Here is a 23,770-nt window from a genome sequence, read left to right on the forward strand (position 1 = left end):
TCGTTCACGCTGCCTTCTTCGGCATCTGCTCCACCCACGCGCGCGGCGCCATGGGGAAGCCCAGGCGCTCGCGGCTCTCGTAGTAGCTTTGCGCCACGGCACGGGCCAGGTTGCGGATGCGGCCGATGTAGGCGGCGCGCTCGGTCACGCTGATGGCGCCGCGCGCGTCCAGCAGGTTGAAGCTGTGCGCGGCCTTGAGCACCTGCTCATACGCCGGCAGCGCCAGCTGCTGCTCCATGAGGTACTTGGCCTGCTTTTCGTGCGCGTTGAAGGCGGTGAACAGGAAGTCGGCGTCGCTGTGCTCGAAGTTGTAGGTGGACTGCTCCACCTCGTTCTGGTGGTACACGTCGCCGTATTTCAGGGTGTCGGTCCACTGCAGGTTGTAGACGTTGTCCACGCCTTGCAGGTACATGGCCAGGCGCTCCAGGCCATAGGTGATCTCGCCCGTGGCGGGCTTGCAGTCGATGCCGCCGACCTGCTGGAAATAGGTGAACTGCGTGACCTCCATGCCGTTGAGCCACACCTCCCAGCCCAGGCCCCAGGCGCCCAGCGTGGGGTTCTCCCAGTCGTCCTCGACAAAGCGGATGTCGTTCTTCTTCAGGTCGAAGCCCAGAGCCTCCAGCGAGCCCAGGTACAGCTCCAGGATGTTGGCCGGCGCGGGCTTCAAGACCACCTGGTACTGGTAGTAGTGCTGCAGGCGGTTGGGGTTCTCGCCGTAGCGGCCGTCCTTGGGGCGGCGGCTGGGCTGCACGTAGGCGGCCTTCCACGGCTCGGGGCCGATCGCGCGCAGGAAGGTCGCGGTGTGCGAGGTGCCGGCGCCCACTTCCATGTCATAGGGTTGCAAGAGGGCGCAACCCTGCGCGTCCCAATAGGACTGCAGCTTCAGAATGATTTGCTGGAATGTCAACATGGCGTCTGTGGCTGGGGCACTGGCAAGCCAGGGCCGGGCAAGTAAGGGGAAAAGGAGCAACGCGGTGCGTGAGCTGAACCCGACACCCGCCGCCCCAAAAGACAACAAGGGCGGGCATCGCGCGCGCAAACCGGTGATTTTACGGCGGGGAGCCGCACGTGCTGCCGCACGGCCCGGCAACATTCGCCCGCGCCCATGAAAAAAGGCTGGAGCCCTTTTGGAGCCCCAGCCTTCCCAACCAGTCACGCGAGCTATGAGCCGGTGCGCACCGGTGACCACCGTTGCGGGCAGCCTGTCGGCGCACATGTGGTGCGCCAAGTCAAATCAACTATCCACTGCACTGGCTCAGCGCCACCACAGGGCGCAGCTCGAGGCGAGTGCCCCCGCGCAAGGGCCGCCCCGCCGCGCTGGGGGCGTCCCCCTCCCGACTCGCGCAGCGAGACGAGAGAGGGGGAAGCGGCGAAGCCGCTCAGGGGGAGCTTCAATACTCCCAGAATATGCGCTGGAGCTCCTTGCTGTCGCTGGTCTTGGTCAAAGCCACCATGGCCAGGATGCGGGCCTTCTGCGGGCGCAGGTCGTGGGCCACCACCCAGTCGTACTTGTCGTCAGGCTGCTCGGCGTTGCGCAGCACAAAGCCGTCGGGCACGCGGGCCGAACGAATGATCTGCACGCCCTGGCCGCGCAAGGCCTTGAGCGCATCGACCGCCTGGGCCGCCACCGAGCCGTTGCCCGTGCCGGCATGCACCAGCGCCTTCACGCCGGCCTTGCCATAGGCGTCGATGCCGGTGGTGTTCATGTTGCCGTAGCCGTACACGATGTCCACGGCGGGCAGCGCCTTGATGTCGTCGATGTTGAACTCGGAACTGGTGGTGTGGCGCTTGACCGGGGCGCGGAACCAGTAGTTCCGCCCTTCCACCACCATGCCCAGCGGGCCCCACTGGCTCTTGAAGGCCTCGGTCTTGATGTTGATGGTCTTGCTCACGTCGCGGCCGCTCTGGATCTCGTCGTTCATGGTGACGAGCACGCCCTTGCCGGCAGCATCCTTGCTGGCGGCCACGCTCACGGCGTTGTAGAGGTTCAGCGCGCCGTCGGCCGACAGCGCCGTGCCGGGGCGCATGGAACCCACGACGATGATGGGCTTGCTGGTGTGCACCGTCAGGTTCAGGAAGTACGCGGTCTCCTCCAGCGTGTCGGTGCCGTGGGTGATGACGATGCCGTCCACATCCGCCTGCTTGGACAGGGCGGACACGCGCTGGCCGAGCCGCAGCAGGTGCTCGTTGGTGAAGCTCTCCGAGGCGATCTGGAACACCTGCTCGCCCGTCACCTTGGCCACGTTGGCCAGTTCCGGCAGGCCGGCCAGCAACTTGTCCACCGGCACCTTGGCGGCGGCGTAGGTGGCGCTGTTGGCGGCCGAGGCGCCCGCGCCGGCAATGGTGCCGCCCGTGGCCAGCACCACCACGTTGGGCTTGGCCGCCTGGGCCAGGGCCACGGTGGACAGGGCCGACAGCACCACGCCTGCGAGCCAGCGGCGCGCGGTGGAGGACGGGGAGGAAGCCAACGAGAAAGTGGGGGAAGGGAAGGAAATTCGCATGGTGGTGTCTCCGGATCATTCTTCGGAAGCAGCCAGGGTGCGCTGCTTTCCGCCGCCGTCCGGCCCGATAGGGTGGCGGACGGTGCGGCATCCTATGAGAAATCCACACACAGCCAAGTGGAATAATTGGCGTCACCCTGTGAATTGAATTCACACCCCATTTCCGGTTTTTTTGCCATGAACCTGCGCCAGCTTGAGGTGTTCCAGGCCGTCCTGCAGACCGGCAGCATGAGCGCCGCCGGCCGGCTGCTGTGCATCACGCCCTCGGCCGTGAGCAAGGCCGTGGCCCACACCGAGCTGCAGCTGGGCTACCGGCTGTTCAACCGCACGCCCGCCGGCCTCACCCCCACGCCCGAGGCGCAGGTACTGGCCGTGGAGTCCGGCAGCATCCACCGCCAGCTGGACGCCCTGCAGCGCACGGCGCGCAACCTGGCGACCACCGAACTGGGCGACGTGCGGCTGGCCGCGATTCCGTCCGTCACGCACGAGTTCCTGCCCTCGCTGCTGCACCGCCACGCGCAAAAGCACCCGCAGGTGGGCGTGGAGGTGCGCACCATCCACCAGGACCAGATGACGCAGGCACTGCTCACGCGCAGCGTGGACTTCGGGCTGGGCTTTTTCGAGCACCCGCACCCGCAGATCCACAGCGAGCTGCTGGTGAGCGGGCGGCTGTCGCTGGCCGTGGCCCGCACCGTGTGGGACCGTGCGCCGCGCGCCGCCGGCATGGCCGCACGGCTGGCGCAGGTGCCCGCCATCCGGCTGGTGGGGGATGACCCCATGCGCCAGTCCATCGACCACACGGCCGACCGCCTGGGCACGCCGGGCGGCCCCGGCATCCAGGTGCAGACCTCGCGCCTGGCGCTGGAACTGGTGCGGCTGGGCATGGGCTGGACGGTGGTGGATTTCCTCACGGCCATCCGCCTGGACCCGGCCCACATGGTGGCGGTGCCGCTGCCCGACCTGCCGCCCATGTCGCTGTACAGCTACCACGCGGGCAACCACCCGCCCGGCCTGCAGGCCACCCGCATGCTGGCCATGCTGCCAGGGGTGCTGCACGAGGTTCTGTCCGCGCGGAACGCCGCTCCGCCCGCCCCCCGCTGACGGCCCGGGGGCCGGCCTCAGACCGTATTGACGTTCTCAGGCGCCGGCCCCAGCAGGCAGCATCCCCAGGAACTGGCGCAGCTCCGGGGTCTGCGGGTTGCCGAACAGCTGCTCGGGCGCGCCGGTTTCGTGCACCCGGCCCTGGTGCATGAAGACCACCCGGTCGCTCACCTTCCGGGCAAAGCCCATTTCATGGGTGACCATGATCAGCGTCATGCCCTGCTCGGCCAAGCTTTCCACCACCTGCAGCACCTCGCCCACCAGCTCCGGGTCGAGTGCGGACGTCACCTCGTCGCACAGCAGAATCTCTGGATCCATGGCCAGGGCGCGCGCGATGGCCACGCGCTGCTGCTGGCCGCCCGAGAGCTGCTCGGGCATTGCATCGAACTTTTCCGCCAGCCCCACGCGGGCCAGCAGGCGCTGGGCGTTGTGGCGCGCGGCGTCCTTGGGCTGGCGGGTGACCAGCGTGGGCGCCAGCATCACGTTGCGCCCCACGCTGAGGTGGGGAAACAGGTTGAAGTTCTGGAAGATCATGCCCACGTTCTTGCGCAGCTCACGCAGGGCCTGCGCGCCGCCCGCGTTGACCTCCTGGCCGTGCACGCACAGCGCGCCGTCCTGGTATTGCTCCAGCCCGTTGATGCAGCGCAGCAGCGTGGATTTGCCGGAGCCGCTCTTGCCGATGATGGAAATCACCTCGCCGCGCTGCACCTGCAGGTCCACGCCCTTGAGCACCTCGGTGTCGCCGTAGCGCTTGCGCAGGCCCTGGATGTGCACCAGCGGAACGATGCCCGCCGCGGGCTGCGCGGCTGCGGCCGGTGGTGTGGCGGAATGACGGGCGGTGGAGGCAGAGGTCATGGCAGGCATGTGAAAGTGGGATCGGGTCGGCGGGACGGGCCTGTGCGCGGCGCAGCCTGGGGCGGTCAGCGCGCCGGGCGCAGCCGGCGTTCGAGGTGCTGGCTCCACAGCGACAGCGGGAAGCACAGCGCAAAGTACAGGGCCGCCACGCAGCCGTAGATCAGGAAGGGCTCGAACGTGGCATTGGCGATCAGCTGGCCGGCCTTGGTGATTTCGATGAAGCCGATCACGCTGGTCAGGGCCGTGGCCTTGATGATCTGCACGCTGAAGCCGGCCGTGGGGGCAATGCCCATGCGCAGCGCCTGCGGCAGGATCACGTGGCGCAGCTGTTCCGTGAAGCCCATGGCCAGGCTGGCGGAGGCCTCCCACTGCCCCTTGGGAACGGCTTCGACGCAGCCGCGCCAGATCTCGCACAGGTAGGCGCTGGAATACAGCGTGAGGCACACGCAGGCGGCCAGCAGCGGCGAGGTCTCGATGCCCACCATGGCCAGGCCGAAATAGGTCAGGAAGAGCTGCATCAGCAGCGGCGTGCCCTGGAAGATCTGGATGTAGGCGGCCACCAGGCGCTGGGCCCCCGGCAGGCGGGCCAGCCGCAGCACCAGCAGGGCCATGCCCAGCACGCTGCCGCCGGCAAACGCGATGAGCGACAGCCCCACCGTCCAGCGCAGGGCCAGCAGCAGTTGTTTGGCAATGTCCCAGAACGTGAAATCGGTCATCGGGTCCCTTTCAGGCGCGCCGGCCGAACACCCAGCGCGGGCCGGCCCAGTTGAGCAACTGGCGCAGCGCAACCGCCAGGGCGAGGTAGACCGCCGTCACCAGGATGTAGGACTCGAAACTGCGGAAGGTGCGGCTCGAGATCAGGTTGGCGGCATAGGAGATCTCTTCGGTGGAGATCTGGCTGCACACCGAGGAGCCCAGCATGACGATGACGGCCTGGCCCACCAGCGAAGGCCACACGCGGCCCAGCGACGGCGGCAGCACCACGCGGGTGAAGATGTGCCAGGGCGACAGCGCCAGGCACTGCGCGGCCTCGACCTGCCCGCGGGGCGTGGCCTCGATGCCGGCGCGCACCTGCTCGCAGGCGTAGGCGCCCAGGTTCAGCACCATGGCCAGGACGCTGGCCACCTCGGGCGACAGCCGTAGCCCCAGGGACGGCAGTCCGAAGAACAGGAAGAACAGCTGGATGATGAACGGCGTGTTGCGAAACACCTCGACATAGGCCGCCACCCCAAAGCGCAGCGGCCCCGCGCCGTACAGCCGACACCAGGCGCATGCAATGCCCAGCAGGATGCCCAGCGGAATGGCGACGCCCGTCAGTACCACCGTCAACAGCAGCCCGTGGGCCAGCATGGGCCATTGGCCCAGCACCGTTGCGAAATCCAAGGCCATGCGCGCCCTCCGACATCAGGAATCAAGAAAGATGGAAGCCCCCGGCCCGGCCCGGCCCGGCGGCTGCGGCGCGAGCCAGCAGGTCCGCGCAGCGCCAGGCCCGGACGGGCTGCCGGCTCAGTCCGGCAGGTTGCCCATGCCGCGGCCCAGCCACTTCTGCGAATACGACTCCAGCGTCCCATCCTTCTTGGCCGCGCGCAGGATCTCGTTGATCTTGTTGAGCAAGGCGGTCTCGCCCTTGCGCACGCCGACGTAGTTGGGCGAATCCTTGATCAGCAGCTTGTACTCGGCCTGCACCTTGGGGTTCTTCTGCAGCGCCGCCGCGGCCACGGCCGCGCCCACGGCGACAAACTGGGTCTGCTGCGTCATGAACGCCGCCATGGTGGCGTTGTCGTCCTCGAAGCGCTGGATCTTCAGGGTCTTGGGCGCCAGGCTCACCAGCGCATCGTCCTGAATGGTGCCGCGCGTCACGGCCAGGGTCTTGTCGGCCAGGTCGGCAAAGCTCTTGACCTCCAGGTTCTTCGGGCCGAACACGGCCTGGAAGAACGGCGCATAGGCCACGGAGAAATCGATGACTTTCTGGCGCTCTTCGTTCTTGCCCAGCGCGGAGACGATGGCGTCGATCTTGCGCGACTGCAGGTAGGGAATGCGGTTGGGCGTGCTCACGGGCACCAGTTCGGCCTTGACGCCCAGCTTGTCGGCAATGAGCTGCGCCACGGCAACGTCCACGCCCGTGGGCTTGAAGTCGGGGCCCATGAAACCGTAAGGCGGATAGTCCGTGGGGATGCCCAGGGCGATGCTGCCCTTGTCCTGCACGGCCTTGAGCGATCCGTCCTGCTGGGCACTGACCCCCAGCGGCAAGGTGATGGCGAGGGCAGCGGCACCGGCGGCGAAAGCTCTGCGACTGAATTTCATGAGGCACTCCGAGAATGAAAAAGAGGTGCCAGCCTTTGAGCACATTGCGTGCCAGGCTGTGAAACCGCTGTTGCAGGCCCCGTCCCGCACGGCCGCATTTGTTTCATGCACGGGTGCGGCGCGCCCCTGCACAGCAGAGGGGGCCGCACAGGGAAGCGGCGCGCACCAGGCCTACGCACACCAGGCTGCGGGCACCGTTCTTGCTCAACAGGGCGCGTGCCGATGTGAAACGAACGTTTCTTCGACCCGAAAATTCGGCACGCATGTTTCACAACCGTGCGCTGCCGCCCCAAGCTGGGGAGCGGCGCCCAATTCCGGGGAGCAACCGCCATGGCAGGGACCGACACCGCAGCAGCCGCATCGTCGCCGGAGGCGCGCGTGCGCCAGATGTATGGCGACCTCTCGGACGCCGAGCGAAAGCTCGCCGACGTGGTGCTGGCGCGGCACGACGCGCTGCTCGGCTACACCGCCACCGAACTGGCGCAGCTGGCGGGCACCTCCAAGTCCACGGCGGCGCGCTTCTTTCGCCGGGCGGGGTTTTCGGGCTTTGACGAGTTCCGCCAGCAGGTGCGTGCCCACCACGCCCGCCAGTCGCCGCTGGCGCGCATGGCGCAGGTCCAGCGCAAGGACACCCTGGGCCGGCAGCTGCACGCCCACCTGCACCAGGACGCCCAGCGCCTGACGGACTGGGCCGACGCCCTGGCCGTGGCGCAGGTGCAGGCTGCCCTGGCGCTGCTGTCCCGGGCGCGCAAGGTCTGGGTCGTGGGCTACCGCCACAGCCAGGTGACGGCCGGGTATGCGCAGGCGCTGCTGGCCCAGGTGCGCAGCGATGTGGCCAGCCTCAACGATGCCAGCGGCCGGGAGGCGGAACTGCTGGCCGGCGCCAGCGACCGGGACGTGGTGCTGGCCGTGGACTTCCGCCGCCGCAGCACGCGGCTGCCCACCGTGCTGGCGGCCGCACGCAGCATGGGCGCGCAAGTGCTGCTGCTGACCGATGCCCCGGTGTCCGCCCTGGCCCTGCAGGCCCGCGTGGTCTTGCGCTGCGGCGCCAGCGACCCCGACGGGCTGTTCGACTCCTATGTCTGCGCCATCAGCCTGATCAACTTTCTGGCGGCCGCGTTTGCCACGCAGGCCAAGACCGGCACGCGCGCACGCCTGCAACGCATCGAACAGCTGCACGCGGTGCTCGACGACCTGGAGCCGCAGCTGTAGCCGAAGGACCCGGACCCTGCCCGTCTTTCCCCGCTCCCCTTTCCCCTTCCTCTTTGCTTCATCCACCGAAAGTTCTGCATGCCTTCCCTTCCCGCCCTTGCCGCCGAATGTTTCCGCAACCCCGCCGCCGACCGCCAGGCGCCCTACGGCGCGCACCGCGGCACGATCCTGGGCGCCCCGGCGCTCGCGCAGGCCGAGCGTGACCTGACCCACTGGCAGGGTTACGCCGCCACGCCGCTGCAGCCCCTGCCCGCGCTGGCGCAGGCGCTGGGCGTGGCCGCCGTGCACTACAAGGACGAGAGCGGCCGCTTCGGCCTGGGCAGCTTCAAGGCCCTGGGCGGGGCCTATGCCGTGGCACGCCTGCTGTGCCGCGAGCTGGGCGCCCGCCTGGGCCGCACGCTCACCACCGAAGATCTGCAAGCCCCCGAAGTGCGCGCGCTGTGCGGCGAGCTGACGGTCACCTGCGCCACGGACGGCAACCACGGCCGCTCCGTGGCCTGGGGCGCGCAGCTGTTCGGCTGCCGCTGCGTGATCTACATCCACGCCACGGTGAGCGAGGGCCGCCGGGCCGCCATCGCCCGCTACGGCGCCGAAGTGGTGCGCACCGCCGGCAACTACGACGACGCCGTGCGCCAGGCCGATGCCGACGCGCAGCTGCACGGCCGCTTCGTCATCTCCGACACGTCCTACCCCGGCTACATGGACGTGCCGCGCGACGTGATGCAGGGCTACCAGCTGATGGTGGACGAGGCCGCGCGCCAGCTGGCCCAACGCCCCACGCACGTTTTTGTGCAGGCCGGCGTGGGCGGCGTGGCAGCGGCGGCGTGCGCCTATTTCTGGGAGCGCGATGGCGGCGCCCGCCCGGTGTTCGTGGTGGTCGAGCCCGACCGCGCCGACTGCCTGGCACAGAGCGCGAAGGCCGGCCGGCTCACCGCCGTCACCGGCGACATCGACACGCTGATGGCCGGCCTGGCCTGCGGCGAGGTGTCGCACCTGGCCTGGGAGATCCTGGAGCACGGCACCGACGCCTTCTGCGTGATCAGCGACCAGGCCGCCGTCGCGGCGATGCGGCTGCTGGCCCACCCGCTCGGCAGCGACCCGGTGATCGTGGCGGGCGAGTCCGCCGTGGCCGGCGTGGCCGCTGCCGTGGCCGCCTGCCAGAACCCGGCCGCCCGCCAGGCGCTGGGGCTCACCGCCGAAAGCCGCCTGCTGTTTTTCGGCACCGAGGGCGCCACCGATCCGCAGCTGTACGCAGAACTGGTGGGAGAGCCCGCCGAGGCCGTCGCCGCGCGCGCCGGGGCCCGCGCATGAGCAGCGCGCCGCGCATCAACGGACCGCGGCTCCTGCAGCGGCTGGCCGACCTGGGCCGGTTCGGCGCCCTGCCGGGGGGCGGCACCAACCGCCTGGCCCTGTCGGACGCCGACCGCGCCGCGCGCGACTGGACGGTGCAGCAGATGCGTGCCCTGGACATGCACGTCGCAATCGACGCCATCGGCAACGTGCTGGCCACCTGCGCCGGCACCACCGACCTGGCACCCGTGGCCACGGGCAGCCACATCGACACCGTGCGCACCGGCGGCCTGTACGACGGCAACTACGGCGTCATGGCGGGGCTGGAAGTGGTGGCGGCGTTGCGGGACGCAGGCGTGCGCACGCGCCGGCCGCTGCAGGTGGCTTTCTTTACCAACGAAGAAGGCGCGCGCTTCCAGCCCGACATGCTGGGCAGCCTGGTGCACGTGGGCGGCCTGCCGCTGGCGGACGCACTGGCCACGGTGGCCGTGGACGATGGCGCCACGCTGGGCGCCGAGCTGGCACGCATCGGCTATGCCGGGTCCGCGGCCGTGGGCGCGCCGCGCGTGGACAGCTTTGTCGAGCTGCACATCGAGCAGGGCCCGGTGCTGGAGCGCGAGGGCATTGACATCGGCGTGGTCGAAGGCGTGCAGGGCATTTGCTGGATGGAGTTCAGCTTTGCCGGCCACAGCAACCACGCGGGCACCACACCGATGGCACTGCGGGCCGATGCCGGCATGGCGGCCATGCGCTGCGCGGCCTTTGTGCACGAGCTGGTAGCGCGCTACGGCGGACGCCAGCTGGGCACGGTGGGCGCGGTGACGTTGCAGCCCAACCTGATCAACGTGATTCCGGGGCGCGCCACGGTGACGGTCGATCTGCGCAACACCGATGGCGCACTGCTGCGGGCGGCGCAGGCTGAAGTTCTGGCCCACGCCCGGCGGCTGGCGGCCGAGCACGGCGTGCAGTTCAGCCACCGCACCCTGGCCGACTTTGCTCCGGTGCAGTTTGACGCCGCGCTGGTCGACAGCGTGGAGCGCCACGCCCGGGCGGCGGGCCTGTCCACGCTGCGCATGCCCAGCGGCGCAGGGCACGACGCGCAGATGCTGGCCCGCGTGTGCCCGACCGCCATGGTGTTCGTGCCCAGCGCCGGCGGGCTGAGCCACAACGTGCGCGAGCACACCGATGCACGGCAGCTGGAGCAAGGCGCGAACTTGCTGCTGCAGGTGATGCTGGAGCGGGCCGACCGCGCGTGACGCCGCCGGAAATTTGAACCAAATCAGCCTCTAGCGCCCGTGGAATAAGCGCAAGCAGCTATCAATTTTGCAGAAAGAACCTTCCCATGACCCGCACCGTCAACGTCGCCCTGGGCCAGCTGGGCCCCGTCCAGCGCGCCGACAGCCGCACCGCCGTCGTCCGGCGCCTGTGCGCCATGATGCGTGAAGCCCACAGCCTGGGCGCGCACGTCATCGTCTACCCCGAACTGGCGCTGACCACCTTCTTTCCCCGGTGGTACCTGGAAGATCCGGAGGAGCTGCACCGCTATTTCGAGCGCAGCATGCCCAGCGCCGAGACACAGCCCCTGTTTGACCTGGCGCGCGAGCTGGGCGTGGGCTTCTACCTGGGCTACGCCGAGCTGGCCGAGGAGGCCGGCCAGCTCACGCGGTACAACACCGCCGTCCTGGTCGACCGCACGGGCCGCACCGTCGGCAAGTACCGCAAGATCCATGTGCCGGGCCATTTCGAGCACGAGCCCTGGCGCCGGTTCCAGCACCTGGAAAAGCGCTACTTCAAGCCGGGCGCCTCGTTTGGCGTGTACCAGGCCTTTGGCGGCACCGTGGGCATGGCGCTGTGCAACGACCGCCGGTGGGCCGAGACCTACCGCGTCATGGCGCTGCAGGGCGCGGAGATGATCTTCATTGGCTACAACACGCCGGTGCACAACGCACCGGCCCCCCAGCACGACGATCTGTCACTGTTCCACAACCAGCTGTCCGTGCAGGCCGGCGCCTACCAGAACGGCTGCTGGGTGGCCAGCGTGGCCAAGGGCGGCATCGAGGAAGGGGTGGACAGCATCGCGGGCAGCCTGCTGGTGGCGCCGTCGGGCGAGGTGGTGGCACGCTGCACCACCCGCGACGACGAGGTGGTGCTCGGCCGCTGCGACCTGGACTTTTGCGCCGTGTACAAGCGCACCACCTTCAACTTCGACCTGCACCGCCACCCCGAGTGCTACGGGCTGATCGTGCAAAAGAAGGGCGAGACGCTGTCCGCCGACGGCAGCCCCTGGCGGGACTGACGGGGCGGGCGGAGAGAGGAGCTCAGGCGCCCCAGCGGCGCAGCACCAGGCTGGCGTTGGTGCCTCCAAAGCCGAAGCTGTTGGACAGCACCGTGGTCAGCTGGGCGTCGCGCGTCTGCGTGACCAGGGGCATGGAGCCCAGGGCCGGGTCGGGCGTTTCCACGTTGGCCGAACCGGCGATGAAGCCCTGGTTCAGCATGATCACGCAGTAGATGGCCTCCTGCACGCCCGTCGCGCCCAGCGAGTGGCCGGTGAGCGATTTGGTGGAGGAGAACGGCGGCACCTTGTCGCCGAACAGCGCCTGCATGGCGCGCACTTCCTGCATGTCGCCCACGGGCGTGGACGTGCCGTGCGTGTTGATGTAGTCAATGGGGGCGTCCAGCCCTTCCATGGCCTGCTTCATGCAGGCAATGGCGCCGTCACCCGACGGGGCCACCATGTCCTCGCCGTCGCTGGTGGCGCCAAAGCCCACCACCTCGGCCAGGATGGTCGCGCCGCGCGCCTGGGCATGCTCCAGGCTCTCCAGCACCACGGCGCCGCCGCCGCCCGCGATCACGAAGCCGTCGCGGTTCGCGTCGTAGGCGCGCGAGGCCTTCTCGGGCGTGTCGTTGTACTTGCTGGACATGGCGCCCATGCCGTCGAACAGCAGCGACATGCCCCAGGAGAGCTCTTCGCCGCCGCCCGCGAACATCACGTCCTGCACGTCCCAGGCGATCTGCTGCGCAGCAGCGCCGATGCAGTGCGCCGACGTGGAGCAGGCGGAGGTGATGGAGTAGTTGATGCCCTTGACCTTGAAGTTGGTGGCCAGGCACGCGGACACGGTGGAGCTCATGCAGCGCGTGACCTGGTACGGCCCCACCCGGCGGATGCCCTTTTCGCGCAGCGTGTCGGCCGCCTCGATCTGGTTGGCCGGCGAGCCGCCGCCCGAGCCCATGATGAGGCCGGTGCGCGGGTGGCTGACCTGCTCGGGCGTCAAGCCGGCCTGCCGGATCGCGTCTTCCAGCGCGATCTGCGCGTACGCGGCCGCATCGCCCATGAAGCGCAGCTGCTTGCGGTCGATGCGCGCCTCGATGTCGATCTCAGGCGCGCCGCCCACCTGGCTGCGCAGGCCCAGCTCCTTGAACTTCTCCACGGCCCTGATGCCGCTCTTGCCGGCCCGCAGCGAGGCCTCCACGGTGGCCAGGTCGTTGCCGATGCACGAGACGATGCCGGCACCGGTGATGACTACGCGCTTCTTGGTGGTCATTGTGCTGCGTCCTTGTCGTCGCCCTCGCGCTTGAACAGGCCCACGCGCAGGTCGTTGGCGACGTAGATTTCCTGGCCGTCGGCCAGCAGGCGGGCATCGCCGATGGCCATGACCAGCTTGCGCTTGATCACGCGCTTGATGTCGATTTCGTAGGTGACCAGCTTCACGTCAGGCCCCACTTCGCCGGTGAACTTGACCTCGCCCGCGCCCAGGGCGCGGCCACGGCCCGGCAGGCGCAGCCAGGTCAGGTAAAAGCCGATGAGCTGCCACATGGCATCCAGCCCCAGGCAGCCGGGCATGACCGGGTCGCCCTGGAAGTGGCATGCAAAGAACCACAGGTCGGGCTTGACGTCCAGCTCGGCCCGAATCTTCCCCAGCCCGTGCGCGCCCCCATCGCTGTCGATGTGCGTGATGCGGTCGAACATCAGCATGGGCGGCAGCGGCAGGCGCCCGCTGTCAGCGCCGAACAGCCGCCCCTCGCCGGAGGCAATCAGTTGTTCGTAGGAAAAGGAATCAGCCATCTTCAGTCGTGCTCCAGAACCGCGGTGTGCCCGCTTTCAAGTCATTGTTGTCGGCAATCAAGGCCCCGCCTGGGATGCTCTGCACGCATCGAGCGGAAAGTGTGCGCTGCGGATCGGGAGGGGCTGCAAGGCGCAAAACGCAGCAATAGCCGCAGCTATTGCGAGGCTTTGCTTGCGCAGCAGCCCCCCCGAGACCGCAGATGCACACGGCGCGACGATTCGCGCAGAGGATCCCTTGAGGGGCTCCATTATCCAGGGTGCGGCGCCCCACCCGGCGTTTGACCCAGGGCCGGGGCAGGTCACCAGGGCCCGCGCATTGACCTGGATCAGTTCCCGCCCGCCGTGCGCCGCCGCGCAGCCAGCGCCGCGCCAGCGGCTGCCAGCCCTGCGGCGATCCACAGCGGCGCCAGGCCCCAGCGCGACACCCACCAGGCATAGGGCGTGATCTGCCAGCCCGTGCGGGCGTCCAGCCCCCGGCCCTGCACCTCGGCGCGCAGCACGCCGCGGGTGGTCCGGGCCAGCTGGTGGGTGACCTGGCCCCGGTGGTCGATGACCGCCGTGGCGCCCGTGTTGGTGGCGCGCACCATGGGCCGCTCCAGCTCCAGCGAGCGCATGCGGCTGATGTGCAGGTGCTGGTCGATGGCCAGGGTATCGCCAAACCAGCCGATGTTGCTGAGGTTCACCAGCACCGTGGGGGCCTGCGCCGGGTCGATGAACCGCGCGCCCAGCTCCTCGCCAAACAGGTCTTCGTAGCAGATGTTGGGCGCAATGCGCTGGCCCGCCCAGGCAAAGGAAGGCTGGCCGACCGCGCCCCGGTTGAAGTCGCCCAGGGGAATGTTCATCAAGGCCGTGAACCACTTGAAGAACGGCGGGACGAACTCGCCGAACGGCACCAGATGGTGCTTGTCGTAGCGGTAGGGCTCTGCCGCCGTGCCAGGCCCCAGGCCCAGCACCGAGTTGGTGTAGCCCTGCACTTCGTCGCCCAGCGGAATCCCCAGCAGCGCCGCCTGGCCCCCGCCCGCGTAGCGCCGCTGCAGCCCTTCCAGGTAGCCGGGCAGCAGCTGCTGGGGCAGCAGCGGGATGGCAGTCTCCGGCGCCACCACCAGCTCCGCCCGGGCGTTGCGCAGGGCCTCGGCATACCACTGCAGGGCCACGGGGACGCCGCTGCCAGGCTGGAACTTCTCGTCCTGGGGGATATTGCCCTGCAGCAGCTCCAGGCTCAGGGCCGGGGGCCGGGGCTGGGCGGGCGTGTGGCACAGCTCGACCGCGCAGAAGCGCTGCGCCGCAGCCCCGCCCCAGCAGGCGGCCAGCGCCAGCACCAGCGCCCAGGCCCACCCGTTGCGCAGGTCCCGCCGCCGCACCTGCACCGCCAGCATCGCCAGCAGCGCCGCCACCGCCCCCACGCCGTAGACACCGACATAGCGCGCAAACACGGCCAGGGGCCCGTCCACGTGGGCGTAGCCCCCGGCGCCCCAGGGAAAGCCCGTCCACAAGGTGCCGCGGGCCAGTTCGGCCAGCAGCCAGAGCGCTGCGAAAGTGATAGCGGCCCCCGCACGGTGGACGGGCGCCAGGCGGCAAAAAAGCCCCAAGGCCACGGCGTAGTAGCTGCCCAGGAACAGGGCCAGGCCCAGCACCGCCGCGACCGCCAGCGGGGCGGCCAGGCCCCCATAGGTGTGCATGGAGATGAACAGCCACCAGAAGGTCCCCGCCAGCCATGCCGTGGCAAACAGCCACCCCAGCGCCGCGCCGCGGCGCCAGGTCGGCCGCCCGGCCGCACCGGGGCGCACCAGCCAGGCCAGCGTGGCCATCGACAGCCCCTGCAGCCACCACAACGGCGCACCGCTGCCCGGCCACGCGAGCGAGGCGGCCTGCGCCGCCCCGGCCACGGCCGCGAGCAGCGCTTGCAACATCCACGGCAGGCCCCGTGTGGTGGCGGCCGGTCCCATCAGCCGCCGGCGCCAGCGGCTTCGGCACGCGACACCTTGAACCAGCGCACCGCGCCGCCCTTGGTGTGCAGGACCACGAAGTGCAGGCCGCCCAGCTGCAGGTGCTCGCCACGCCGCGGCACGTGGCCCATCTCGTGCGCGATCAGGCCGCCAATGGTGTCAAAGCCGGCCTGCGGGTCACTGCCCTGCAGTTGGGTTTCGAAAGCCTCGGCCACGCGCTCCACCGAGGTGTCGCCGCTCACGCGGTAGGTGCGGTCGGCCAGGCCGAAGATGTCTCCGTCTTCCTCGGGGATGTCGAACTCGTCCTCGATCTCGCCGACGATCTGCTCCAGCACGTCCTCGATGGTGACCAGCCCGGCCACACGGCCGAACTCGTCGATGACGATGGCCAGGTGGTTGCGGTTGCCCCGGAACTCGCGCAGCAGGTCGTTCAGGCCCTTGCTCTCGGGCACGAACACGGCCGGGCGCAGCAGCGCGCGGATGTTGAGCTCGGGAGCGCGCTGCAGCTTGAGCAGGTCCTTCGCCAGCAGGATGCCGATGATGTTCTCGCGCCGCTCCTGGTACACGGGAAAGCGGGAATGCGCGGTGTTGATGACGAGGTGCAGCAGCTCGTCATAGGGCGCATCGATGTTGATGAGGTCCATGCGCGGGGCCGCCACCATCACGTCCCCCGCGGTCATGTCGGCCATGCGGATGACGCGCTCGAGCATCACGCGCGACTCGGGCTCGATGACCTCGTTGTCCTCGGCCTCCGCCAGGGTCTCGATCAGCTCCTGCATGGAATCGGGACCGGGGTGGATGAATTCGGCGACCTTCTGCAAGAAGGTGCGCTTGTCTTCCTTTTCGGGCGGGCGCCCGGGGTGGGGATCGGACACTGTCGTGTGCGGTAGTGAACAGGCCCCTAGGATAGCGGATTGTCATGACGGGCCACCTCCCGCGCTGCCGGCGGCCCTCGCGGGCCGGCCGGTGGGCCGCTATTCGGCGGACTGGTGGCGTGCGTCCCGAACGCCGCTGCGCACTTCCTGCACGCTGGCCAGGAAATCCCAGAACTGCTTGGCCTGCTTCTTGATCTGGTAGTCCACCTCGGCAAACTGCTGCTCCACGATCTCGGCCATGCGGCTGTCCAGGCTGCCCGGAACGATCTGCAGGTAGGCTTCGGATTCCGAGCCGTCGCGGCGCACGGTGGCGCCGGCGTTGCGGGCGATCCTGAGCATCGCCGTGTTCTCCGACAGCGCGTGGATGAACACCATGTTGACGCCCTCGTTGCGGGCGTGCATCACCGCGCGCTCGAACAGCCGGGCGCCAAAGCCCCGGCCACGCGCCTTCTTGAGCACCGACACGCCGAACTCCGCGCAGTGCTGGTATTCCGGGTGCTGCGAGAAGGCCAGGTGGGCCACCGCGATCAGCTCCAGGCGGCGGTTGTAGATGCCGAAGATCTCGTCCCGGTCAAAGTCCAGCTGCTCCACGTAGCGGCGGATCTGCTCGTCATTGGCCGCGTAGCCAAAGCGCAGGTAGCGGTCGGCGGGCTCCAGCTGCAGCAGGTGCTGCGCGATCCGCTCGCGGTAAGAAGGGCCCAAAGCCCGAATTGGAACCATCACGGGGACCTCCTGCTTGGCGCGGATGGGATTGGCAGCCGGGCCGCCCGCGACAGGGCGCAGCATGTCCCGGCCGGCGTGCCAGGATGCCTTGAGCCAGTCTTTCGTTGCATACATGCCGGGGAATATAAGGGTTTTCCCTGATCATTTCCAGCAAAAATGTTGCAACGCAACAAATTAGAGGGAAACGCCTGGAATGCCGTGCCTTTTGGGAGACGCAGCGTATAGCGGGCCCTCTTGCGGGGCAAGCCCCCGGTGTCGCCGGGGCGCGGCGGGTGGCGCCCGGAGGCGGCGTCCAGAGGTGGCGCTCAGCCAGGGCCGCCTACACCGGCACGGCCGTGGTGGCCTTCACCCGGTCGAGCACGAAGCTGGTCTTGCAGTCCTGCACGCTGGGGTGCTTGAGGAGCGTGTCCATGATGAAGCGGCTGTAGTGGGCCATGTCGGCCACCACCACGCGCAGCAGGTAGTCCATCTCGCCGGTGAGGGACGCGCACTCCACCACCTCGGGCCAAGTCTGCACGCTCGCGCGGAACAGGTCCATGGGGTTGCGCTTGTGGCTCTCGGTGTGCTTTTCCAGCCGCACGTTCAGGTACGCCGTGAGCCCCAGCCCGACGGCCTCGGGCCGCACCAGCGCCACATAGCGGTCGATGACGCCCGACTCCTCCAGCCGCTTGACCCGCCGCAGCACCGCGCTGGGCGACAGGCCGATCTGCGCGCCGATGACGTCGTACGTCTCCCGGCCGTTCTCCTGCAGACGGCGCAAAATTGCGACATCGAGCTTGTCAAGTGCGCTTTCAGGGGTCATGGCGCAATATTTTACGAAGATTTGGCGCCATCCATCCACTTGTGCAGCATGACAGGGTATGTCCCGATAGTGACAGCTACCGACCCTCCCTAACAATTCTCCGTACAAAAACGAACGACCGTTCTTTTTTGTGAGTACAACGACAACACACCGGAGACAACCCATGAACGCATCCCTGCGCCGCCTGTGGCGGCAATTCGTCTTGGCCCTGTGCTGCCTTGCTGCGGCGGGCGCGGCCCACGCGCAAAGCGGGTACACCCAGACCCGCTACCCCATCGTGCTGGTCCACGGCCTGTTCGGCTTCGACTCCCTGCTGGGCGTGGACTACTTCTACGGCGTGCCCGACGCATTGCGCCAGGGTGGCGCCAAGGTCTATGTAGCCCAGGTGTCAGCCGCCAACAGCACCGAGGTGCGCGGCGAACAGCTGCTGGCGCAGGTGAAGACCATCCTGGCGCTGACGGGCGCCTCCAAGGTCAACCTGATCGGCCATTCGCACGGCGGCCCCACCATCCGCTACGTCGCCGGCGTGGCGCCGCAGCTGGTGGCCTCGGCCACCTCGGTGGCGGGGGTGAACCGCGGCTCGCGCGTGGCCGACATCGTGCGCGGCGTGGCCCCGGCCGGTTCGGTCAGCGAGGCGGTGGCCAACGCCGCCGCCTCTGCGCTGGTGGGCATGATCAACCTGCTGTCCGGGGGCACGGGCCTGCCGCAGATGCCCACGGCCGCGCTGGACTCGCTCACCACCGCTGGCGCCGCCCAGTTCAACCAGCGCTTTCCGCAGGGCCTGCCCAGTGGCTGCGGCAGTGGCCCCGAGCTGGTGAACGGCGTGCGCTACTACTCCTGGACGGGCACCCGCACCGGCACCAACCTGCTGGACCCCACCGACGCCTTCCTCGTCACCCTGGGATGGGTGTTTGGCGAGGCCAACGACGGACTGGTCTCGGCGTGCTCGTCGCGCCTGGGCACGCACCTGGGCGACTACCGCCAGAACCACCTGGATGAGGTCAACCAGATGGTGGGCCTGCGCGACTGGTTCTCGGCCGACCCGGTGGCGCTGTACCGCCAGCACGCCAACCGGCTCCAGAAGGCCGGGCTGTGAGGCAGCCCGCCGGCCCGCGCCCCGCCGCCCGTGCCCGGTGGGCCCTGGCCGCCGGGGTGCTGGCCGCCATGGGCCTGGCCGCGTGGTGGCTGGGCCGCGCGCCGGCCCCCAGCGGGCAAGACCCGGCCACTGCCGCCGGAGCCAGGCCCGCGCTCCACGCCGCCCTGCCCGGCACCGGGGCGGGCGGTGCCAGCCCGGCCGGCGGCGCCCCCGCGGTGGCAGGCACCGAGGCCCGGGCGGCTGCGGCAGACCCGTTCTTCACCCCCGACCTGCGCGCCCGCCTGGAGGCCCTGCTGCTGGAGGCGGGCGATGCCGCCACGCCGGAGGCCCTCAAGCAGCGGCTGGAGGCCCTGGCCGCCAAGCACTTCCCGCCCCCGCTGACCGCCCGCGCCCTGGCACTGGCCCAGCGCTACGTGGACTACCGCGTGGCCCTGGGCGCGCTGCCCGGGGCCGGGCCGGACGATCCGCGCGCGTTGCGCCGGGTGCTGGACGCGCGGCGCGGCGTGCGCGAACGCCACTTTGCTCCCGAGGAATACGACGCCCTGTTTGCCCGCGAGGACCAGCTGGACCACTACACCCTGGCCCGCCTGGAAGTGCTGCACAACCCCGACCTGAGCGACGCCCAGAAGCAGCGTGCCCTGAAGGACGCCGAGGAAACCCTGCTGCCGCCCGAGCAACGTGCACAGCGCCGCGAAGCCACCGAGCACCTGGTGGCCGCCGCCCAGACCCAGGCTTTCGAGCAGCAAGGGCTGGACGCCTACGCCCGCCACACGGCACGCGCCGCCGCGTACGGCAACGATGCCGCCCTGGCGCTGGCGCAGCTGGACCGCGACGAGCAGGCCTGGCAACAGCGGGTGGACCAGTACGCGCAGGCCCGGGCCGAGGGGCGCAACCCCGCGCAGCTGGGCGCCCTGCGCGATCAGTTGTTCAGCCCCCAGGAACAGCTGCGCCTGAACGCCGCCCTGGCCCTGCGCACGGCCGCGGCGCGGTAAGAACCTGTTCAAGATCTTTTCGGGGTCGCACAAGCACCTTGCCGGGATGGGATGCAAGGCGCGGTGCGCAGCCAATAGCCCGGCTATTGGCAAGCGCCGCAACGCAGCAGACCGCCCGGCAAGGCGCTTGTCCGAAGGGTTGGAGTGAAATCGGGCGGGTGCACGCCCCGGCTGCTTGCATGGGCATGAGCCCATGCGGCGCATCCGAAGCATCCACCCATCCCGATGGCACTCCAATGCGATCCCCGAAAAGACCTTGAACAGGTTCTAAGGTCCGGCGCAAGGAAAAGGCCGTCCGGGCCGCGCAGGCCCGACTGCCTCCGGCGCGCTCCGGGGCCGCGGCAAACCGTCCAGATTACGACGGCGCCGCGCGCCACACCTTGACGGCGCGCAAGTTTCCTGCGCATTGCAGCAACTTCGGGACGCAGTACGCCGGAATCATGACGGTGCACGCCCCTACAGTGCGTTGTTCTACAACCACTTTTCCGGAGACGCACCCCATGAACGCCGCCCTGCCCTCTGCTGCCCTGCAAGAAGTTTCCGCCTGGGAGAACCCGATGGGGCTGATGGGGTTCGAGTTTGTCGAATTCACCTCGCCCACGCCCGGCCTGCTGGAAAACGTGTTTGAAAAACTGGGCTTCACGCCCGTGGCCAAGCACCGCTCCAAGGACGTGGTGCTGTACCGCCAGAACGGCATCAACTTCATCCTGAACCGCGAGCCGAACAGCCAGGCCGCCTACTTTGGCGCCGAGCACGGCCCGTCGGCCTGCGGCCTGGCGTTCCGCGTGAAGGACGCCCACAAGGCCTACAACCGCGCGCTGGCGCTGGGCGCCCAGCCCATCGAGATCCCCACCGGCCCCATGGAACTGCGGCTGCCGGCCATCAAGGGCATCGGCGGCGCGCCGCTGTACCTGATCGACCGCTTTGAGGACGGCAAGTCCATTTATGACATCGACTTCGAGTTCATCGACGGCGTGGACCGCCGCCCCGCGGGCCACGGCCTGAACGAGATCGACCACCTCACGCACAACGTGTACCGCGGACGCATGGGCTTCTGGGCCGGCTTCTATGAAAAGCTGTTCAATTTCCGCGAACTGCGCTACTTCGACATCAAGGGCGAGTACACCGGCCTCACGTCCAAGGCCATGACGGCGCCAGACGGCAAGATCCGCATTCCCCTGAACGAGGAGTCCAAGCAGGGCGGCGGCCAGATCGAGGAGTTCCTGATGCAGTTCAACGGCGAGGGCATCCAGCACATCGCGCTGATCTGCGACAACCTGGCCGAGGTGGTGGACAAGCTGGGCCTGGCGGGCGTGCCGCTGGCCACCGCGCCCAACGATGTCTATTACGAAATGCTGGACACGCGCCTGCCGGGGCACGGCACCGACGTGGCGGCGCTGCAGTCGCGCGGCATCCTGCTGGACGGCACCACGGCCGACGGCACGCCCCGCCTGCTGCTGCAGATCTTTTCCACCCCCATGCTGGGCCCGGTGTTCTTCGAGTTCATCGAGCGCCGCGGCGACTACCGCGAGGGCTTTGGCGAAGGCAACTTCAAGGCGCTGTTCGAATCGCTGGAACGCGACCAGATCCGCCGCGGCGTCCTGAACCAGAACGCCTGAGGACGCCTGACCCTACAAGGTCAAGGGTTAACCCTGAACGGATGCCTATACTGCGCGCTCCCTGGAACTCACAAGGATTCCCGATGTCGTTGCGCAGCCTCCTGTTCGGTGTTGGCCTGGCCTGCCTGGCCGCCTCTGCCCTGGCCCAGAACCCCTCCGCCCCGCTCAAGCTGGTGGTCCCGTACCCCGCGGGCGGGCCGCTGGACACCTCGGCGCGCATCCTGGCCGAAGGCGCCGCGGCCCAGCTGGGCGCCATCACCGTGGAGAACAAGCCGGGCGCGGGCGGCAACACCGGCGCCGACCAGGTGGCCAAGGCCTCCAAGACCAGCAACCAGGTGCTGATGGGCGCCGTGGCCACGCACGCGGTCAACCCCTGGCTGTACAAGAACTTCCCCTACAACCCGCTCAAGGACTTCAAGCCCCTCGTCCTGGTGGCGCGCACGCCCAACGTGCTGGTGGTGAACGCCGAGCAGGCAGGCAAGCTGGGCATCAAGACGACGCCCGACCTGGTGCAGTACCTCAAGAAGAACCCCGACCAGCTCAAGTACGGCTCGGGCGGCAACGGCAGCATCGGCCACATCTCGGCCGAGATGTTCAAGTCGCTCACCAACACCAAGATGGGGCACACCCCCTTCCAGGGGTCCAAGCCCGCACTGGCGGCGCTGGAGTCGGGCCAGGTGCTGCTGGTGTTCGACAACCTGGCGTCGGCCCTGCCCCAGATCCAGTCCGGCAAGCTGCTGGCCCTGGGCGTGACCACGCTCAGCCGCAACGAGGCCCTGCCCAACGTTCCCAGCATCAACGAGAGCGTGCAGGGCTTCAACGTGTCGACCTGGTTCGGCCTGTTTGCGCCGGCCACGCTGCCGGATGCGGACGCGCGGCGCTACGCCACCGCGTTCCTGAACGCCATGCAGTCGCCGGCCGGCAAGGAGAAGTTCAAGAAGATGGGTATCGCGCCTGAAGAGCTCACGCTCGACGGGTTTGCGCAGTTTGTGCGCTCGGAAAACAGCAAGTACGAATTCCTGATCCGGGCCGCAAAGATCAAGATCGATTAGCCGCCGCACGGGCAGGAGCGCGCCCGTCCGGCGCGCGGCCACGGCGGCACAGGAGTACCAACATGGGACAAGCCCCCGTCGTCTACGGCCAATCCAACCGCCCGCCCCGTGGCGACTACTCGCGCGCCAGCGCGGACTACACCTGCCCGCAGGACTACGCGAGCTACACCGAGGCGGACCACGACACCTACCGCAGGCTCTACGAGCGCCAGTGCGCGCTGCTGCCCGGCCTGGCGAGCCAGGCCTTCATCGACGCCCTGCCCCTGCTGGGCGCCCGCGACCGCATTCCGCGGTTCGAGGAAGTCAACGAACGGCTGTACCAGGCCACCGGCTGGGAGCTGGTGGGCGTGCCGGGGCTGATCCCCGAAGTGCCCTTCTTCACGCTGCTGGCAAACCGCAAGTTCCCGGTGACGGACTGGATCCGCAAGCCCGAGGAGTTCGAGTACATCGTCGAGCCGGACATCTTCCACGACCTGTTCGGCCATGTGCCGCTGCTGTTCAACCCGGTGTTTGCCGACTACGTGCAGCGCTACGGCCAGGGCGGCCTCAAGGCCGAGGGCCTGGGCGCCTGCGAGATGCTCAGCCGCCTGTACTGGTACACCATCGAGTTCGGCCTCATCCGCGAGCCCGCCGGCCTGCGGGCCTACGGCGCGGGCATCCTCAGCTCGTCGGGGGAACTGGCGCACTCGGTGCGCAGCCCCGAGCCCCAGCGCCTGCCGCTGCAGCTGGAGCGCACCATGCGCACGCGCTACAAGATCGACACCTACCAGCAGACGTATTTTGTGATCGACAGCTTTGAGCAGCTGTTCGACATGACGGCGGCGGACTTTGCGCCGATCTACGAGCGGCTGCGGGGCTTGCCGGAGTTTGCGGCGGATGAGCGGGACGCTGTGGCGGCCTGATCTTTTTTATCAAAAGGGCCTCTAGCGCCTATGTGGAAAGCGCTGGCAGCTATTGATTTCGTAGCCCCTGGTTTTTCGCCAACCGTTCGGGCTGAGCTTGTCGAAGCCGGGGCACTATCGCTCGCTCCCAAATCTGCACTGCATGCCCTCGCCGAAGGCGGAGGCCGGGAGTCGCCCGGCGGCGAGTCCCTTTCTTTCGCGTCGCCGAAAGAAAGGAACCAAAGAAAGGGCGACCCTACAGGCTGCGTCCCTCCGCTCTGCTCCGGGCAACCTGCGGTGCTCGGTCAGGGGGCGCCACCGCAGAACTCACTGCGCTGCTTCGCAGCTCCGTTCGAACAACTGCGGTGAGTCAGAGCACGAAGTGCGTGTGTCCTGCGGCACACGCACACGCCCCCTGCCCTGCGCTCCTCGGCACATCCTGAAGGGAACCCGGGGAG

At 68.8% G+C, this 23,770-nt stretch carries 22 protein-coding genes; 10 read left to right on the plus strand and 12 right to left on the minus strand.

Translation table 11 applies throughout. The features are described 5' to 3' along the window. Positions 1-4: 4 nt before the first annotated feature. Positions 5-910, minus strand: a complete 906-nt coding sequence (glyQ, locus tag ACOYR3_RS20380; protein WP_422844118.1) for a glycine--tRNA ligase subunit alpha — start codon at positions 908-910, stop codon at positions 5-7. 481 nt (positions 911-1,391) lie between these two features. Beyond that, the gene (locus ACOYR3_RS20385; protein ID WP_422844119.1) at positions 1,392-2,501 is read right to left on the minus strand and encodes a type II asparaginase; all 1,110 of its coding nucleotides are present in this window, start codon (positions 2,499-2,501) and stop codon (positions 1,392-1,394) included. Between the two features lie 177 nt (positions 2,502-2,678). On the opposite strand from ACOYR3_RS20385, the gene ACOYR3_RS20390 reads away from it, so the two are divergent. Then, on the plus strand, positions 2,679-3,602 hold the full coding sequence (locus tag ACOYR3_RS20390; RefSeq protein WP_422844120.1) for a LysR family transcriptional regulator: 924 nt from the start codon (positions 2,679-2,681) through the stop codon (positions 3,600-3,602). 36 nt (positions 3,603-3,638) lie between these two features. Here the strand turns inward: ACOYR3_RS20390 and ACOYR3_RS20395 are convergent, their stop codons facing one another. From ACOYR3_RS20395 to ACOYR3_RS20410, 4 genes are all read right to left on the minus strand, one after another. Next, positions 3,639-4,457, minus strand: coding sequence for an amino acid ABC transporter ATP-binding protein (locus ACOYR3_RS20395; RefSeq protein ID WP_422844121.1), 819 nt, complete (start codon positions 4,455-4,457; stop codon positions 3,639-3,641). A gap of 65 nt (positions 4,458-4,522) precedes the next feature. Next, a complete protein-coding gene (locus ACOYR3_RS20400; protein WP_422844122.1) occupies positions 4,523-5,173 on the minus strand; it encodes an amino acid ABC transporter permease in 651 nt (216 codons plus the stop codon). A gap of 10 nt (positions 5,174-5,183) precedes the next feature. Then, positions 5,184-5,846, minus strand: coding sequence for an amino acid ABC transporter permease (locus ACOYR3_RS20405; protein WP_422844123.1), 663 nt, complete (start codon positions 5,844-5,846; stop codon positions 5,184-5,186). A gap of 117 nt (positions 5,847-5,963) precedes the next feature. Next, on the minus strand, positions 5,964-6,761 hold the full coding sequence (locus ACOYR3_RS20410) for a transporter substrate-binding domain-containing protein (RefSeq protein WP_422844124.1): 798 nt from the start codon (positions 6,759-6,761) through the stop codon (positions 5,964-5,966). A gap of 330 nt (positions 6,762-7,091) precedes the next feature. Here ACOYR3_RS20410 and ACOYR3_RS20415 point away from each other — a divergent pair, with 330 nt between their 5' ends. The 4 genes from ACOYR3_RS20415 to ACOYR3_RS20430 all read left to right on the plus strand — a co-directional run bounded on the left by ACOYR3_RS20415 (position 7,092) and on the right by ACOYR3_RS20430 (position 11,559). After that, entirely contained in the window at positions 7,092-7,973 is an 882-nt protein-coding gene (locus ACOYR3_RS20415) for a MurR/RpiR family transcriptional regulator (protein ID WP_422844125.1), read from the plus strand. Between the two features lie 78 nt (positions 7,974-8,051). Further along, a complete protein-coding gene (locus ACOYR3_RS20420) occupies positions 8,052-9,284 on the plus strand; it encodes a diaminopropionate ammonia-lyase (RefSeq protein WP_422844126.1) in 1,233 nt (410 codons plus the stop codon). After that, entirely contained in the window at positions 9,281-10,519 is a 1,239-nt protein-coding gene (locus ACOYR3_RS20425; RefSeq protein ID WP_422844127.1) for a Zn-dependent hydrolase, read from the plus strand. The genes ACOYR3_RS20420 and ACOYR3_RS20425 overlap by 4 nt, the downstream gene beginning before the upstream one ends. Before the next feature lie 86 nt (positions 10,520-10,605). Beyond that, positions 10,606-11,559 carry an N-carbamoyl-D-amino-acid hydrolase gene (locus tag ACOYR3_RS20430; protein WP_422844128.1) on the plus strand — a complete coding sequence of 318 codons (954 nt, stop codon included), beginning with the start codon at positions 10,606-10,608 and terminating at the stop codon, positions 11,557-11,559. Positions 11,560-11,581: 22 nt separating this feature from the next. On the opposite strand, the gene fabB is transcribed toward ACOYR3_RS20430, so the two are convergent. From fabB to ACOYR3_RS20460, 6 genes are all read right to left on the minus strand, one after another. Next, positions 11,582-12,805, minus strand: a complete 1,224-nt coding sequence (gene fabB / locus ACOYR3_RS20435; protein ID WP_422844129.1) for a beta-ketoacyl-ACP synthase I — start codon at positions 12,803-12,805, stop codon at positions 11,582-11,584. After that, positions 12,802-13,326 carry a 3-hydroxyacyl-[acyl-carrier-protein] dehydratase FabA gene (gene fabA / locus ACOYR3_RS20440; RefSeq protein ID WP_422844130.1) on the minus strand — a complete coding sequence of 175 codons (525 nt, stop codon included), beginning with the start codon at positions 13,324-13,326 and terminating at the stop codon, positions 12,802-12,804. Before fabA ends, fabB begins: the two co-directional genes overlap by 4 nt. Positions 13,327-13,652: 326 nt before the next feature. Further along, positions 13,653-15,272: an apolipoprotein N-acyltransferase gene (lnt, locus tag ACOYR3_RS20445; protein ID WP_422844131.1), complete on the minus strand. Its 1,620-nt coding sequence runs from the start codon at positions 15,270-15,272 to the stop codon at positions 13,653-13,655. After that, positions 15,272-16,147, minus strand: a complete 876-nt coding sequence (locus ACOYR3_RS20450; RefSeq protein WP_422844132.1) for an HlyC/CorC family transporter — start codon at positions 16,145-16,147, stop codon at positions 15,272-15,274. Before ACOYR3_RS20450 ends, lnt begins: the two co-directional genes overlap by 1 nt. 99 nt (positions 16,148-16,246) lie before the next feature. Next, a complete protein-coding gene (locus ACOYR3_RS20455) occupies positions 16,247-16,984 on the minus strand; it encodes a GNAT family N-acetyltransferase (protein ID WP_422844133.1) in 738 nt (245 codons plus the stop codon). A gap of 205 nt (positions 16,985-17,189) precedes the next feature. Next, the gene (locus tag ACOYR3_RS20460) at positions 17,190-17,672 is read right to left on the minus strand and encodes an Lrp/AsnC family transcriptional regulator (RefSeq protein WP_422844134.1); all 483 of its coding nucleotides are present in this window, start codon (positions 17,670-17,672) and stop codon (positions 17,190-17,192) included. Between the two features lie 163 nt (positions 17,673-17,835). Between ACOYR3_RS20460 and ACOYR3_RS20465 the strand changes: the two genes are divergently transcribed. From ACOYR3_RS20465 to phhA, 5 genes are all read left to right on the plus strand, one after another. Then, the gene (locus ACOYR3_RS20465) at positions 17,836-18,768 is read left to right on the plus strand and encodes an esterase/lipase family protein (protein ID WP_422844135.1); all 933 of its coding nucleotides are present in this window, start codon (positions 17,836-17,838) and stop codon (positions 18,766-18,768) included. Continuing rightward, positions 18,765-19,760 carry a lipase secretion chaperone gene (locus ACOYR3_RS20470; protein ID WP_422844136.1) on the plus strand — a complete coding sequence of 332 codons (996 nt, stop codon included), beginning with the start codon at positions 18,765-18,767 and terminating at the stop codon, positions 19,758-19,760. Before ACOYR3_RS20465 ends, ACOYR3_RS20470 begins: the two co-directional genes overlap by 4 nt. A gap of 500 nt (positions 19,761-20,260) precedes the next feature. Then, positions 20,261-21,379, plus strand: a complete 1,119-nt coding sequence (hppD, locus tag ACOYR3_RS20475) for a 4-hydroxyphenylpyruvate dioxygenase (protein ID WP_422844137.1) — start codon at positions 20,261-20,263, stop codon at positions 21,377-21,379. An 83-nt stretch (positions 21,380-21,462) separates the two neighbouring features. Further along, positions 21,463-22,431: a Bug family tripartite tricarboxylate transporter substrate binding protein gene (locus ACOYR3_RS20480; RefSeq protein ID WP_422844138.1), complete on the plus strand. Its 969-nt coding sequence runs from the start codon at positions 21,463-21,465 to the stop codon at positions 22,429-22,431. Positions 22,432-22,493: 62 nt separating this feature from the next. Then, positions 22,494-23,333: a phenylalanine 4-monooxygenase gene (gene phhA, locus ACOYR3_RS20485; protein ID WP_422844139.1), complete on the plus strand. Its 840-nt coding sequence runs from the start codon at positions 22,494-22,496 to the stop codon at positions 23,331-23,333. Positions 23,334-23,770: the final 437 nt, after the last annotated feature.

Origin of the sequence: Acidovorax sp. M2(2025) (genome assembly GCF_049330835.1) — a bacterium.
Classification (GTDB): Bacteria; Pseudomonadota; Gammaproteobacteria; order Burkholderiales; family Burkholderiaceae_C; genus Acidovorax.